The sequence below is a fragment of the Aeromicrobium wangtongii genome, from assembly GCF_024584515.1.
GTDB lineage: Bacteria > Actinomycetota > Actinomycetes > Propionibacteriales > Nocardioidaceae > Aeromicrobium > Aeromicrobium wangtongii.
Window position 1 is genome coordinate 2,204,446 of sequence record NZ_CP102173.1, and the last position, 15,326, is coordinate 2,219,771.

General features: G+C 62.8%; 8 protein-coding genes and 2 pseudogenes. 4 read left to right on the forward strand and 6 right to left on the reverse strand.

The window, feature by feature from the left end; translation table 11 throughout:
* Positions 1–48 precede the first annotated feature (48 nt).
* From NQV15_RS10890 to NQV15_RS10905, 4 genes are read right to left on the reverse strand one after another with little or no spacing between them, the layout of a single operon-like run.
* Positions 49–2,655, reverse strand: coding sequence for a DEAD/DEAH box helicase (locus NQV15_RS10890; protein ID WP_232399881.1), 2,607 nt, complete (start codon positions 2,653–2,655; stop codon positions 49–51).
* Positions 2,652–4,799: a site-specific DNA-methyltransferase gene (locus NQV15_RS10895; RefSeq protein ID WP_232399882.1), complete on the reverse strand. Its 2,148-nt coding sequence runs from the start codon at positions 4,797–4,799 to the stop codon at positions 2,652–2,654. The genes NQV15_RS10890 and NQV15_RS10895 overlap by 4 nt, the downstream gene beginning before the upstream one ends.
* A 10-nt stretch (positions 4,800–4,809) precedes the next feature.
* Entirely contained in the window at positions 4,810–6,318 is a 1,509-nt protein-coding gene (locus NQV15_RS10900) for an AAA family ATPase (RefSeq protein WP_232399883.1), read from the reverse strand.
* The gene (locus tag NQV15_RS10905; RefSeq protein WP_232399884.1) at positions 6,305–8,902 is read right to left on the reverse strand and encodes a hypothetical protein; all 2,598 of its coding nucleotides are present in this window, start codon (positions 8,900–8,902) and stop codon (positions 6,305–6,307) included. Before NQV15_RS10905 ends, NQV15_RS10900 begins: the two co-directional genes overlap by 14 nt.
* Before the next feature lie 418 nt (positions 8,903–9,320).
* Here NQV15_RS10905 and NQV15_RS10910 point away from each other — a divergent pair, with 418 nt between their 5' ends.
* From NQV15_RS10910 to NQV15_RS10920, 3 genes and pseudogenes are all read left to right on the forward strand, one after another.
* Complete coding sequence (locus NQV15_RS10910) at positions 9,321–10,319, forward strand: DUF3482 domain-containing protein (RefSeq protein ID WP_232399885.1); 999 nt, start codon at positions 9,321–9,323, stop codon at positions 10,317–10,319.
* Positions 10,303–10,737, forward strand: coding sequence for a hypothetical protein (locus tag NQV15_RS10915; RefSeq protein ID WP_232399886.1), 435 nt, complete (start codon positions 10,303–10,305; stop codon positions 10,735–10,737). Before NQV15_RS10910 ends, NQV15_RS10915 begins: the two co-directional genes overlap by 17 nt.
* Before the next feature lie 193 nt (positions 10,738–10,930).
* Positions 10,931–11,310, forward strand: a pseudogene (locus NQV15_RS10920) (IS3 family transposase); the annotation flags it as partial.
* A gap of 191 nt (positions 11,311–11,501) precedes the next feature.
* Here NQV15_RS10920 and NQV15_RS10925 read toward each other — a convergent pair.
* Both NQV15_RS10925 and NQV15_RS18230 read right to left on the reverse strand, forming a co-directional pair.
* Entirely contained in the window at positions 11,502–11,759 is a 258-nt protein-coding gene (locus NQV15_RS10925; protein WP_232399887.1) for a hypothetical protein, read from the reverse strand.
* A 171-nt stretch (positions 11,760–11,930) separates the two neighbouring features.
* Positions 11,931–12,044: pseudogene (locus NQV15_RS18230) on the reverse strand (DUF2510 domain-containing protein); the annotation flags it as partial.
* Between the two features lie 237 nt (positions 12,045–12,281).
* On the opposite strand from NQV15_RS18230, the gene NQV15_RS10930 reads away from it, so the two are divergent.
* Positions 12,282–15,314: a hypothetical protein gene (locus tag NQV15_RS10930; protein WP_232399888.1), complete on the forward strand. Its 3,033-nt coding sequence runs from the start codon at positions 12,282–12,284 to the stop codon at positions 15,312–15,314.
* Positions 15,315–15,326 lie beyond the last annotated feature (12 nt).

Consider the following 15,326-nt stretch of genomic DNA (forward strand, 5'->3'; position numbering starts at 1 on the left):
CGGTGGCGGTGCTCACTCATCCCAGGAACTCGATTCCTTGGTCCGATTTCATACTGCTTCCTCCGCGAAGTAGTTGGCGGCGAACTGGGAGTTGTAGAACCAGTCGACGGTCTGCCCGCCGACCTTCAATGCGCCGCGAACGTCGTCGTCCTTCATGTTCAGCACTTTCATCACGTTGCCGACCTTGCTAAGCGCTTCGATCCTGTGGAACGCATCGCCATGGTCCTCGGCGAAAGCGGCCAGCGCCTGGAGCTTCACGAGCGAGTCGTCCAGGTGGTGGCCGTGGGGGTCGACGATCGACGCCTTCACCTCTCCGGCCACTTCGTGGAAGAAGACGAAATCCGGATGCATCGACCGCCAGTTACCGGTCGCCTCGTCGCGGTACGCAATACCCAGCGAGTCGGCCGTCTGCCGAGGGGGGTTGCGGTACCAAGCGATGGACCCGTCACGGCCGATCTCATGCTTCACGACTTCGACCTCCCAGTCGTTCAGCTTCGTGACGGGCGCATCCCCGTTCTCGTCCGACATGAGGTGCAGTTTCACCAGTTCGGCTCGGGTCGTCTGGCCGCTCTCGTCGGTCTCGACGTAGTCCTCGATGCGCGTACGCGGGCGGCCCAGTCGGTCGACCTGAGGCGTCGCCGCGAGTGCGTTGATGTCGCGATACTCCTGCCGGCGGTCGTCAGGCAACGCCTCGATCGCTTCGGCGTGCTCGTCGAACAGGTCTTGAACTATCTGATCAGCCTTTTTGTCGACGGCTTCCCGAACTTCAGGCACGTAAGACAGGGCTGCAGTCCGCACATACGCCTCCCGCAGTGCCTCGTCGCCATCGTCACCCGCCGTCAAGTGGTCGACGTACGCGTTGGCGATGTCCGAGCCGAAAGCCTTCTTGGCGTCCTCGAACGCAAACCGGATTGCTCGGTCGTCCGCTTGTTCCACGATGTCGGTGTACTCGAGGCCTGAAGCGCCAAACTTGGCCGAGAGCTGCTGGAGCCGTACGGCCAGCACCTCCGCAGTGGCCGCCTTCACGCGCGTCTTGTACTGCGCGGCCGACTCATCGAGCACGCGATGCATCCGCATTGCGACCTCGGCGAGCGCTTCCTCGCGCACTAAGTCAGTCGACAGCGCGAGCGCGAGTGAGGTCAATCGCTTCACCGGCGACGTACCGCGTTGGGGAATCGTCATAGTCGGAAGGTCGTCCCACACCTTCCACACGGACTCGGGGAGCGTCTTGTTCGGAGTCATCACGCACTCCTCTTCGATCACCTTGCGTCCCGAGGAGTCGGGCACCCCATCGATCTGCGCGGTCAGCAGTTTCACGACACTTCCGGCCGTGGCCCGGTCGAAGAACGGCAAGAGGCAATCAACCGAGTTGAGCTCGTCATCACCGGGCACACGGCGCGCCAACGGCGTGCGGACCATTCGACCCAGCAGCTGCTGGATGTGGTCGTGGTCCTTTGCGGGCCGGAAGGACAGGAGTACCTCAGCACGCGGACAGTCCCAGCCCGTGGAAATGGCATCCTTGGCGATCAGGATGCGCACGTGCGACCGGTCCTGCACCACCTGCGGCTCGATCCAGTCGACCTGGTGCGACCCGAACGTCTGGAGCGAGTGCTCACCGAGCACATGACGCACGGCGTTGGAGCTCAGCTCGGGCATCACCTCGAAGATCACGTTCAGCGCTTCGCCGATCTTGTCGTGGTCCGGCGTGTTCGGCGCCTGCAGCACCAGCAGCGGCTTGACCACATCTGGGAGCGCCTGCGACTCGCAGTAGCTCTGCCATCGTTCAGTCGAGTGCTTCAACTTCGCAGCTGCGCGTCGGACCAACACCATGTCAATCGCCTGGGCCTCAGCAGGGATGTCCACCTTGACAATGTCTTTGACAAGACCCGATTCCTGGACCTGGAACCCGTCAACCTTCACGGCAGGAAGGTAGCGGCGGTCTCCGGACACGGCCGCTTCATCCATCGCCTGCGTGAAGTCGCCGATGGTTGCGCTGATGCCCCAGACGACCGGGACCGGCGGGTACCCAGAGTGTCCGTTCACCAGTCGCTGAACGATTGTCGACTTGTCTCGCGTCTGCTTCGTACCGAAACCGCGGTGTGCCTCATCGACAATCAGATACAGCGACAGATCAGGATCTTCAATCGTGTTGGCGATAGTCTGCCAGATCGTATACCCCTGCAGGTCGGGCTGGACGCTCGCGTGCGTACCCTCCAGAACGTCCGCCTCGTCGACGACCTCGTGTCCGCGTGTGAGCAGAGACGACTTCGACAGCTTTTGCGTGTTGAGGAAGTACACCTTTCCGGGCTCGAGCCTCGGCTTCGCAAACGGCGGCTCGATCGTCACGAGGTCGGTCGACATGACCTTGTCAGACGCCTCCATGATTCGAAAGCGCGTCTGCTCGTTGAGGTTCGGGTCGTCGGAGAACCACACGACGACGGCCCCGTCGTCGGGTTCAAACTCGTAGTCGTCGTTGCCGTAGAACAGCGACTCGATGACGGCCGACGCGATAACAGTCTTGCCGGCACCGGTGGTCGCAGACAGGGAAACCGACGTCGGTTTTGCGTCACGACGGTTGATTGTCGTTGCTTGGTCGAGTGCCGTCAGCATGTCCTCAAGGGCGGTCTGCTGGTACGGCTTGAGAGTGAACTTCATCGCGCGGCCCTCGCGGCTTCGATCTCGAAGTTTCGGAGGTACGAGGAGTACAGACGAACCGGCTCCACGTGCGCCGGCAGTTGCCGCACCATGGCCTCGAAGAGGCGGTCCTCCTCGGTGATGATGTATCCGTGGGTGAGGCCGTCTTGCGCCTCGACCGCCTTGATAAACGGCTCGCTCAGGTCCAGGTTTGCAATCACGCCGTAGGCCTCGGCTACGTCCCATCCGGTCGTGATGTCGCCGATGCGGCGACCCCTTGCCCCCGCTCGCAGCCACAGGAGCGGTGCGATCTTGGCGAACTCGCGGTGGCTGGCCACGCGCATTCCCGACTCGTACGTGAGTGTGAAGAACTCAACGTTCTCCTCGAACCCCTCGGCCATCGGGAACTCATCGGTGAATTTGTACGATCCGTTGAGCGATTGACCACTCGGCGTTCGCCCCTCCACCGCCGCCCGTAGACGAGGCTTGGTTATGAACTCGAATATGCCCTGGGATTCCCAGCCGGCATCGCCCGGCCGGACGCCGTTCCTTCGAAGTTCGGATTGATCCTTCGAAGGAACCTCATTGTTGGACACAGAAATAGAAGTGCGACGACCGCCGTCCTGGCGGTTAAGTCGCATCGTTGCATGCGTCGTCGTCCCGGATCCAGCGAAAAAATCGAGAACAATCGCCTCGGGCTTTCTCGAAACCAACAACCTGAGTGTGTCCTCCACGGCGTACAAACTCTTTGGGAACGGAAAGGTTCGGCCCGCTCCAAGCAACTCTCCAACCAGGTCAGTTCCATTCGCGCCAGCGTCGTGACTCGAGCGATGCCAAACTGTGCGCGCGCGACGTGAGGCAGCATCTACATAGACGACGTCAGCAACGCCTGTCTCTGGGTCTCGCCCGAGGATTTCCAGAAGATTGTCATCCATTTCCGCGCGAACGTTCTCCGACAGGTAGGAGACGCTCCAGGTGGATCGCTTTTTGTCATACCGTCCGCATGCCGCAAAGCCGTCCTGAATCAACCGGTTCAACGTGTCTGGGCCCACTCCCCATCGGCCAAGCGAACCGTCTTTCCGCACGGGCCACGCAACCACATTTCCGGCGTCGTCCTTGAGGTCAAAGTCCGGTTCGGTACCTAGCGGAAGAAACGGATCAGCCCGGATGAGCTTGCGCGCAGAGGGATCGATCCAAACCGCGTAGAACATTTGTTCACGATCCGCACGCTGTGAGTCGTCTCCCGACCTGAGTAGGCCCTTCCATCGTGGCCTGATCCGCCCATCCGCGGCCTGAACTGTCTCCTTGTGCGTCAGCAAGTCGTCAGGTGCGCTAGCCATCTGGAAACTGGGCCCGAAACAAAATAGGGCGTACTCTTCAACCCGCGAGAGGTAACCCTGCGTGACCCCTTTCGGATTGTTCACGAGCGTGGCCATCTGAACTGTGAAACCGTCCATTACCTGCTCCGCAAGCAGTGCGAGCCGATGAACTTCATGCTCGTCGATAGTCAAAACGATTGCGCCCTCAGGCGACAGGAGTTCCTTCGCTAGCTGCAAGCGACGTTCCATGAAGGCAAGCCACTTCGAATGGCGATAGTGATCCTCCTTCTCGACGTAGTCGTTGTTGTACTTCCAGTCTTTGGCGCCTGTGTTGTAAGGCGGGTCGATATAGATAGCGTCAATCTTGCCGCGGTGCGTGAACAGGAGCGCCTGGAGCGCGTGGTAGTTCTCGGCGTTAATGACGGTGTGAAACGGCTTGTCGCCGCCGCGCTCGACCTTTCCGGTGGTGACCAGGCCGGGGTAGATCGGGTCACGGAACTCGGCAACGACGACGAGATCGTCGATAGCGATTGAACGCTTCTCATTCGGGTCGTCCATGGCCTCGACCTCGGCCCAGCGGTCGCCCGCCTCGGTGTAAGCCTTCACGACCTTGAACAGACGTTCGTCCGACTTCTTAGGCATCTGGCCTCGTTCTGGCAGGATGCGAACCTTGTCGTTCTTACGCACCGGCCGGCCGGGCAGCTCGACCGTTTCCGGTGTGTGCCGCTCAAAGTTCAGCCCGAACGCGCGGCGATCGGCGAGGGCGTCAAACTCGCGCCGAAGATCGGCTGCGAGCCTGCCGTCTTGATGAGCTACCTGGCGGATCAGATCGTTGAGTCTCGACACGGAGTCAGTTCTACCCTTCGACGGTGACAGTTCCTCGCGCAAACGCGCCAAGGATACGTTGATGAGTTTGCCGGGGCAGGTGCCGGTTCCCCGGCTCACCGAACGGCGTGCCCGGACGCGCCGGAGCGTTGTTCAACAACTCGTCGAGTCCGGGGCGCGCCAGCATGAGGAGTCCGTGGGTGGCGCGGGTACACGTGACGGCGAGGCGCCCGAAATGCGAGTTGAACTCGTCGAGCTGGGCGGCACCGGTCAGCGGGTGGATCGCGAGCGTGATGCCGTTCGTCTGTCCCTGCCAGGAATCGACGGTCGACGCGATCAGGTCCTTCTCGGTCAGGCCGAACTCCTTCCGTAGCCGCTCGACGGCGTCCGCTGCGTCGTCGACGGTCTGGTTGCGCGTCGCGAGCAACGTGACCAGTGTGTCGTCAGGCTCGTCACCCGGCCCGGTTGACTCCCACTCCCCCGTCGGTGTGCCCGTGTCGTCGGTGCGGGCGCGGACCAGCGCGAACTGGGCGGAGAACAGATCTTCGAGCAACTGCTCGGCGAACTCGACAAGTGGCAGGTCGATGTCGGCGGCCTCAGCATCGGGCAACCCGTCGACCTCGAGCAAGGTCGGCACGCCGCTCGCGACTTGCGCCCACACGGCCGCCGCAAGACCCGAGATCGGGCCGAGATCGACCGACCGGTCACCCGGGGCAGCTACACAATTCAATGCTGCCCACTCGGGATAGAACGCACGCCACAGCGGCAGCTGCTCGGCGGTCGGTCGCCACACGGCAGGCAACTCGGTTTCGAACGTGTGCGCGTCGCCGTAGTAGTTGGTGGGCCACGCCCGGTACGGGTTGAAACCGGGGTCGCCGCGCCATGGGTTGGTGCCGATCTCGAGCGGTGGCAACTGACCGACGTCGCCGACGCCGACCGTGATGGGTGCTTTGCCCTGGATCGGGTCGAACAGGTGGTGCGGCAGCTGCCACGCTTCGTCGATGAACAGGACGTCGTACGGTGCCTGCCCGTTCGTGCCGGCACCGAGGTGCTTCAGAGTGTTGCCAAAGTCGAAACTCATCTTGTGCGAGGTCGAGATGACGACCTGAGTGTCCTGGGCGACGGCCTTGATCGACTCCACGACGGTGGCCGCCTCGACCACGTCGTCCGGAACAAGATCAGACTTGCCCTTGGCGACGAGCAGCGTCACTGCGCCCTTACCGAGGCGGTCACCGAGTGCCTTCGCGATCGGCCACAGCTGCCGGTTCTGGAAAGCCACGACCGCGACCCGCCGGCAGTCGACATGGTTGACGGCGTCCTCAACTAGCTTCTTGAGCACGTACGACTTGCCGGCACCCGCAGCTGCCTTGATCAGAATGCGCTCGATGTCGGTGTCCCCCGACAGTGCCGCGAGCAGCTGGCCGCTCGCCTTGTCGGCTACTGCGGCGTTTTCCGCAGCAGCGATCGCACGGTGCACAGCGTCAGCGGCCTCCGATGCTACGGGCGGGATGAACTCCACGAATTGGTCAGTCGATGTCATCGATGGTCAGCCCCTCTGGAACCGGTTCGGGGGTGGCCGCTCCGGGGTCGCCCTGCTCTGCGCCGGCCGGCGACACCTCAAATGAATCCGCATCGACGATCGGGGGCCACGCCTGCGGGTTGAGCTCGCCGTTCTTTCGCTTCTCGGCCAGTGCGTCGGACCACTCGGCTTCCATGTCCTCGTGAGGACGGCAGCACCACTGGTGGCCCGGCGGGTCGCTCGAGAAGCTGTCGACCTCACAGCTCTTCTGCGGAGCGCGGCTGGCGTCTACCTTGGGGAACTCGATCGCCAGGTGCGTGTTCCTCTTGAGATCACAAAACCAGGTGAAGTCTGCGATGACCAACTGGTCACCGACCTCGAGCTCAGGCTCCCGCGCCGGTTTCCAGTCGAACCGTCGCGGTGCTTCATGGTCTCCGACCGACAACGGGCCTATGGACAGGCCCATGACCTTCCCCTTGTCGATCGTCACGTCTTCGCCCTCGACACACGGCACTCCGTTGACGTGAAGCAGTACGATGCGCGACTCGTCTGCAACTTGACGCGACTGGACCTCCACAACCACCGGGTCGACGGCGACCACGCTGGCGAAGGTGACGTTTCGGTTGCCTGCGTCCTGCGCAGCGTCCAGTGCAACCTGCGGGTTGGCGATGATCGCCAGTTGCTTGGCGACCTTGTCGTCGCTCTCGACGACTGGGACCAACTCGCGGCGCCACGGTCGTGTCGTCCGTCCGAATCGCACCAGATCAGACGCGTGGAAGGTCAGGCGCCGATACCAGACGGCCTGAGCGTTCGCCTCGGCCCGGCGGTGCAGCTCGCCGACCGCCGACTGCGGGAATTCGTCGAGGACTTCTCGCGCATCGTCGAGCACCTGCTGCTTGTAGGCGAGCTCGTCGAGGATCAGCTGCTCGTACTTCGCCGGCTCGGCCGGTCGGTCCTCACCCCCGGCGTCCCCCATATAGGCACGATGGATCGCGTCAGACCGACGGCTGGTCAATCTGGCGCCAGGCGTATGGATCGACTCCTCGACCTCGTCCGCGATCGCTCGGTGGTCAAGCGGGTTGTCGGCTTCGGCCCTGGCCCAGACGACGAGGTAGTCGAGTCGGAACGCGCTGACAGCCGGCCCCCCGGGAACGACTAAGCGGGCGAGCGCAGCTCGTACGTCGACGATCGGACTGCGGACCTGGAGCGTTCGGGCCCGGTCCTCCTCGAGCAGGAAGGACACGGCCGTCCGCTGAAGCTCACGGAGGGCCGGCGGGACGATCGCGGGTTCGCCGTTGAACGTCAGCGGCGGCCGACCCATCTCTTTATCGCGCTGCCACCGGAGCCTGCTGATCTCAATGCCGGCGAGGTTGTCGGCAATCGACACCAGGATGTCGGCCGTCGCTCGCTCCGGCACCACGATGTGGACGGGGTCGTGCGACTCGGGATTAGTTGACCGCTGCTCGGCGATCGCGTCCGAGACCTCTCTTCCAAGCACCTTCATGATCGAGCGGCGCGTCTCGGGCCCGAGCGGGTTGCTGAACACCGTCGATGTCCAGTCGGTAGGTCCTTTCGCCGTGATGCGCTGGGTCGAGATGCCCAGCACGCCGAGCGCGGCGCTGTCGGACTTGGCGACGACTACGTTGATGGTTCCCGGACGCCCGACGGGATCGAGGCGCCGCTGGCCCGTTCGTTGCGCGATGCCTTCGCGCGACGCCACGATCATGGCCTCGAGCGAGCGTGGCACAGGCCCCACCTGCGAGTGGTCGTCGACCAGGCCCGCTGCGTGAGGACGGACGTCGGCAGCCACACCCAACTCCACCAACAAATCGGTGGGTCGGTCGGAGTGACGCAGCTCGTTGCGGCAGTAGGCGAACAATGTGCACGTCGTGCACCGAGCGGGGTCGAAAGTTGCTTCCAGGTGGGCCACGAAGTCCGCGATGTCGTCATCGACGCCGAGTGCGAGACCGTCGGATTCCTCGCGCCGCTCCGCGACGCGCATCTTTACCTCAGAACGATGATCGCTGATGTCCTCAACCAGCGCCTCAGGCTGGAGGAAAGCGTTGCGCGGCACGGCAAGCACGCCGTACTGATGGACGTCCATGCCCGCCGGCAGCTTGGACCAGCCGGCGGCCGACTCGGCGCCAAGTGCGACCTGGAGGAAGCCTTTCAACAAGCGCCCGTCGTCGATCTTCGACCGCACGCGCTCGTAATCCTTCGCGTCGCCCATGATCAACCAGCTGCCGGCGTCGCCGCCAACCTCCGACTTCCTCTTGCGCATGACCACCGCGAAGTCGGGAAGAACGGGGGTAGCACCCGCGTCCTCTTCGAACCCGACGAACGGAAGCCCAAGTTGGTAGATCATCGTGGCCGAACCGTGCGCGACAGCTCGCTCATGCGCGGCCGAAAGAACATCGGCAGTATCGGCCGGCCTGTTGTGTCCGCTCTTGATCACCACGGATTGGGGACGATCGAGGCCGAGTCGCCCCACGGTGGTGGTGGCCACCTCGCTCGCGAACTTGTCGTCGCGCACAAGTCGCTCGAACGTGGCGGCGCGCAGCCACCGCGCCTCAGGGATCTTGCCGAAGTCGTCGGCGAAACCCACATCCTTGGCGAGCTTTCGCCGCGATCGTCCAACGATGAGGGGGTCGGTCCCCCGGAATCTGTTGCAGGCTGCGTGAGCGGACGCCGCGACAGCACTCGACCCGCCGCCGATTGATTTGCTACTCATCCCACTCACTCCCGAGAATTCCCGTCCGAAGAACATCGTAGGGACGACCGGGTCAAAGGTCTGTTGAACGAGACGCCGTGGTCCGAAATGGCTCGAACGAACTGTGAGAACCATCTAGGACTGGCTGCCTGCCTCGAGGCATCGGGGCTTCGCCTTTCCGCAGCGCCTGTCGACTCGTCAGTGTCGGGCCCGGCCGAGCCATTTCCTCACGACCGGCCTGTAAATTCGCGGAACCTCGAACGTCCGCCGGCGAACCGTGTCAGGCTCAGGATCTTCGAAGGGGACATCACACATGCCAATTCCGCTGATAGCTGCGGCACTCATCGCCGCGGGCACGCTCTCGGGAGGGGGCGGTGTCGCCCTGGGCGGCAAGGGCGCCTACGACATCAAAAAGGCCCAGAACCGTCTGGCTGCCGCCAAAGAACACTACGAAAAGCGGCGCGCAGCTAGCGAAGAGTCACTGACCTCCACCAATGCGACCCTCGCCCGACTTGGTCGTCAGCAAGAGCAAGCCCTCAACGACGTGGTGCTGCGGATGGGTCAATTCCTACGTCGACACGAACGCCAGGTCAAGGAAAGTGAGCGTCTGCTGGTCAATGGCGTCGACGCATCACTAAGCCAGGTCCCGGGTCTGCGCGGGTTGGATATTGATGCAATCCGGTGGATGTCCGGCGTTCTCACGTCAAGCGCGACCGGCGCCGGCGTCGGGGCGGGATTGACGACGGCGGTCGGCTCCTTCGGCGCTGCGAGCACCGGGGCAGCAATCGCCGGCCTAAGTGGCGCAGCCGCAGAGAGCGCGACGCTCGCGTTCCTCGGCGGTGGCAGCCTCGCGTCCGGCGGTGGAGGGATGGCTTTAGGTGCCACAGCACTGAATTTTGTGACTATCGGGCCTGCCCTCCTCGTCGGAGGAATGGTGATCAAGGGTCAAGGAACCAAGGCCCTGACCCAGGCACGCAAGCTGGAGGCACAGGTCGCCGTTGGGATAGCCGAGCTGGACCTGACCGAAACAAATCTCGGGGCGATCTGCGCTCGCTGCAAGGAGCTGTCGGGCCTCCTGGCGAGACTATCTACGCGTGCCGTCGCCGCGATCGATCTCCTCGAGTCCGAGGCATTCGATCCTCAACAACACGCGGACCGCTTCCAGCAAGCCATGACGCTCGTGATGGCGGTACGAGACGTGGCCGCTTGTCCGGTGCTGGACAGCGACGGCGGCGTGAACGGCAGAACGGAGACTTTTACTGTGAAGTACAGGACTATGGCTAAGGAAGAGCAGGATGACGGAGCGAAGTAGGCCACTGATCGGCAAGGTTGTGACCGGCAAGGGCGGCGCGGCAGTCACGTCTTCAGACGCGTTGAACGCGTTGACCAACATCATCTCGACGGCTCGTGAATGCTTCGAGACCCATGACGAGCAGCTGACGGCCCGCGCAAAGCTGCAGGCGTATGAGACAACCGAGGTTCGCCGGATTAAGGCTGCACAGAAGTTGTTGTCCCAGTACTTCGATCAGGTTTTCGCCGAGCGACGCGCGATCTATCAAGGAATGTTCGCGCGACTCGATGCTGCTCTCGATCGTGGCGACGGGGAGACGATCCACGAGATCCTGCGCGGCATCGTCGACATCGCGAAGGAATCGCCGCTGGCACAACTGGGCGACCTGAGCCAGGTACGGGCACTGCTCGACGATCCTGATGCCGTTTGGGAGTTGTAGGTAACTAGCACCATTCGACTCACCAAACCCTGATGGAAGTGCGACTCGACAAGATCTGTTGATGGAGAGAAACACAGGTGGCACGCCGATCGAATCCAGCAGTTAGTCCCGCCCGGCCAAGGCAAGCAGGTTTGCGGCGGTGTCCAACATCAGACCTTGCAGGCGACGAAATCTCCCCAACAGGCAGGCGCCCTGCGCCCTCACCGATTCCGCTGACTCTTCCGGACACCCAACTACTACGAGGGCCAAGAGCCGACAGCCTTCTGCGCGTGCGGTCCGTGATGAGCCAATGCTGCCGGTGCAGCAACTGTGGGAGGACAACTACCTGGTCTATGGGGGCTCGAAAGATCTGGAAAGCAGCCCGGCGGGCCGGTCATGACATCGGTCGTGACCAGGTCGCTCACCTGATGCGGATTGCTGCATCGAAGGCGTGCGGCGGAGCAAACGAGTCAAGACGACCCGCCGAAGCAGGCGTGCCCCCCCCCCCCCCCCCCCCCCCCGAGCGGGTGGTAGTGACTTCACCGCGACCGCGCCGAACCAGTTGTGGTCACGGATCTGACTTATGTGCCGACCTGCGTACAACCGCGGTCCTCGTCATTACTGAGTAAGAGATCGATCTGTTGCAATGCCTAATTAGTCGAAGTTGAGCACAAAGAACCCGCCGGCACCCGCGGCAACCTCGAAAGACCTACGCGGAGTTCCGGGGGCCATCTCTTTTTCTAGAGACCAATGCGTGACTTCTTCCGGAGACGACGTAGAACTCGTCAGCCCACGTTCGCAGTGACAACCTGCTTGAGCCAGGCTTGCAGGCCGTAGAACGCATCGTTCGCTTTGTGCTTGAACACAACTGTTCGCAGGTCGCTTCCGCAAGCCGTGCCCGTGGGCACCACGAGCGGTTCACCATCAACCGCGATTGTGACAATGCCGCTGACCCACCTCGTAGCTGGCTCGAAGTGCACGGCCGTGACGGTAGTTAACGGCACCCGGAAATCTGGGATATCACGACTGTCGTGCTCGATCACGACGTCTCCGCCGTCAATAACGAGCGCCCCGTCGCGCCCCGAGTACCGCACCGCAACTGCGCGGGATGAGTGCGTCGCGTGCGCCGACGGTGACGGTCGTCGAGTTGATGGCCCCGATGGCTCTTGGTTCGATGGCCGGCGCGTGATCGCTGCATACTGCGCTTCACCAATCGTCCACTGGTGACCGTCCCAGTAACGGCGGGTACCGGTTCCGTCTGGATACCAGCCTGGTCCTGTGCTCTGCGTCATGCGGCATAGCGTGCCAGTTGTCACGGACCATGACATCCGAATTCACTCGAGATCTCGAAGCGACCAGACGATGTCTGACCAGCAGCGTTGGACCACCTAGGTCACGACCTTTCGGAGTTTGCCACTCCTGTACTGCCAGCCGGATCCTTTCGCACGTACTCGCGAGCAACCTCGTGCATCGGGCCATCCCTCTTGGCCGAGTTATTTACCAATCCGCCCATATTGGTCAGCGGACTTCTGTACGTTCCAGTGTGACCTGGGAGGTAGGAATTCGTGCCCGACGTGTGGAGTGAGTACGACCGCTGGAACGATGCGATCGCTGAGGTGATCTTCGCGCGCTCTGAGGAAGTACGACCCGTCTACCTCGATCTCGAGGATGACCTCCTCGATGAACTCGCTGCCACGCTCGACATCGCAAGTGTTAACGCCGTCGACGCGCTTTGCGATGTTGCAGGGGCAACGTTGAATCGCTCGGAAGGTCCCGCCCGCGTCTTCGCCCGCCACGACACCCGCCTCCGCGCCTGGATTCGCGGCGGCCGTATAACAGCTCCGCCGATCCTCGGCGTGCTTGCGTGCTTCTCTCTTGCGGCTGAGCAGATGGCCAGTGGCGACGGCATGGCGGCGAACAACTACTTTGGCCGTTTGCGGCAGGCACTCCGCTGGCGATCGAGCGACCCCTCGCTTGAGATGGCGTACCGGCGCGTAGCCGAGCGTTACTGGAGTGAGCTCAACCGTTGGCTTGTTCAAGAGGAGGGCGGGCGGGGGATCCCAACCGCGTACTCGTTGGCTCACCGGTATGTCGGCCTGTCCGTCTCTCAGGCACTGGTCCGAAGCAGCGATCGAGAAAGGTTGAAGGAGTTCTTTCAACTCTTTGGATTCGCCCCTGGCAGCCAAGTGGCACCGGCCGACTTGGTCCCTCTGCTCGACAACTGGATCAAGCAAGCCCACTGCCCCGTCACCGCGAGTCTCGCGCGTCTGTGGTCCAACGGACAGGCGCGGTCGCGGATCGCCGAGGCGGCCGCCGTCACGCTCTCTTCCTGGGATGGCTCCGTCACCGGCCGCGGCACGGGTCAATCCTCGGCATCGGGCCGGCTGCACCTCACGCTTGAACTCGGCAGCTTCCCGCGGAAGCGGTTTGCGATGTCGGCCCTCCTATACGTCCCTCAAGCCCAGATTGGCCGCACCATGCGGTTGCTCTCAGCAGAGCCCACTGCATCCATTGACCTCGTCCCAGACGCTCCAGGTGCGCTTGGCTTGTCACCTGGATCCTCCCTTCACCCAGACGACGTCCTGGCCGGCGTGCTGAGGGTGAGCGACGACTACTCCGGCATTACGCTGGAGCGTCGTCCTAGGCGGCTCGTCGCTTTCAGGGAGGACGAATTCTCCCGACGGTGGGTCGAAGTCCAGCAGATCATGCTTGGGGACGACCTGCGCCTTCTTGTGGAGGATGGCTTGGCGCCTCGGGTCGCCGAGATCCTCGCGGTTGTCGCCCGCCCGGGGTGGGAGTCGGCGACGCCGTACCCAGGGCAACCCGAGGGCTGGACCTTGTTCACGGGCGTAGAGGTCCTAAACCATCCAGGACCACTGATTCCAGCAAACAAGATGGACGACCTGGCCGCGCTCATTCCCCTAACCGCTTCGACGCTCAAAATCTCCAGTGGCTTTGTCATCCCAGGAAGTGTTCGTGGGAAGTGGCATACCGCCCGTCCTCCTGAGGTTCGCGCCGTCAGCGATGCGCCAGACGGCTTCACCGTTCGACTAGTCCTGATGGACCGCTCGTCCGAAGAGGTCGAGGAGCGACAGGTCGCTGAGTGGTCAGATCACGGCACAGGGGTCGTCATTGAGACCCTTCGCGGCCTCAAACTCCACGACGCGGATTACCGGGTGGAACTGGTTCTGAGCGGCCAAAGCGACCCGTCAAGTAGCGCGATGCTATATCTCCGATCAGGCGACACTCGAGACGAGCGTCAGTGGCACCTCGCCGAGTCGATCAGTTACGGGCCAGGAATCGGCGCTCTCGGTGTCGCCACCCAAACGGAGTCAATGTCGGTTCAAGGTCACGCGGTATTTGGCTTGGCGGACCAGTCCCCGGGTCCGGGTGACGCTCCCCCACAGCTCCCTTCGTGGTCCAAGGAGGTTGGCACGAGGCGGCGCGAAGCCGAGCCAATGCGCATCACCGTTCCGGACTCAGACTCGTGCATAAGAACCGGACGACACCGCGAAGAGATCGAGACCGTCCCACTCGACTCCAAAGGTCGTCCGACGACATCCTGGGTCCACGGGCGCTGCAAGACCTGCGGCCTCGTGAAGCGGTATCCGACGAGGGGAAGGACGCGGCGGCACGGAGCGGAGCCAGCAGAGTCACAACAAGTGCATCCCGTGCACGACCTCTCAGCTCTAACCCCGGCGACGACGAAGTCTGCGGACGATCGGGACTGGACCGTCGCAATCGACACGCTGCAGCACCTGGGCGGAGGATCATGGTCATCGTTGGAGAAGGTCGCGCTTCAGATCGAGCCAACAGGGCTGTTCGTCGACCACTTCTCGCGCACCTTGGAGACGCTGGGTCACATCTCAATTCGTCGAGACGATAGGACTCTCCGGCCGACAGCATGGGAAATCAGTCCCACCCAGTTGACAGGCTGCTCGAACGGCGAATTTGCGTTCAACGGCCACTGGCCGACTGGGCTCTATAACGAAATCGTTGACGCCATCCATGCGGACGGGGCGGGCGTCAAGGCTGACGGCAAGGAACCGCCGCAATCCTTCGCCTCACGCTTGGGGAGCAAGACGGAGTCAATCGCTGACGAATGCGAAATCGCTGTCATTCCCGACGCCTGGCGTGAGTTGGTTCAGACATTGCTGCCTATGAGCGAGGTATTGAAGCAACTTCCGCGGCAGAGCGCATCAGCCGACGGCGATATTTCGTGGTTCGACGTCGAGCACGCCTCGTGGAAGCTCGTCGACAACTACGAGGCACAAGGTGCTTACCGGATCCGCAAGTTCGCCACCCTAGATGTCGTCCGGTCCGAAGAGGACCTGCGCCAAGGAACGTATGCACGGTGCCCTGTTCAACTGAGCAAGCATGTCGCCGCACTGATGCGTGGCAGGCCTCTTGTGGCGTATGACCCCGGCCGGCAGTTGTTCATGGTCCCGATCGGCGCAGAACTACCCGGGCTCTACGGACGTGCTCTGACGGCAGCGTCGTGCCTGCCCCCCGCAGTCGCTCGCAGCGCGGGGGCAGTTGTGTATCAGAACGTCCCGGAAGACCTTGCAAGTCACGTCTTCGGTCTACTCACTCGATAGGACAACATCAGT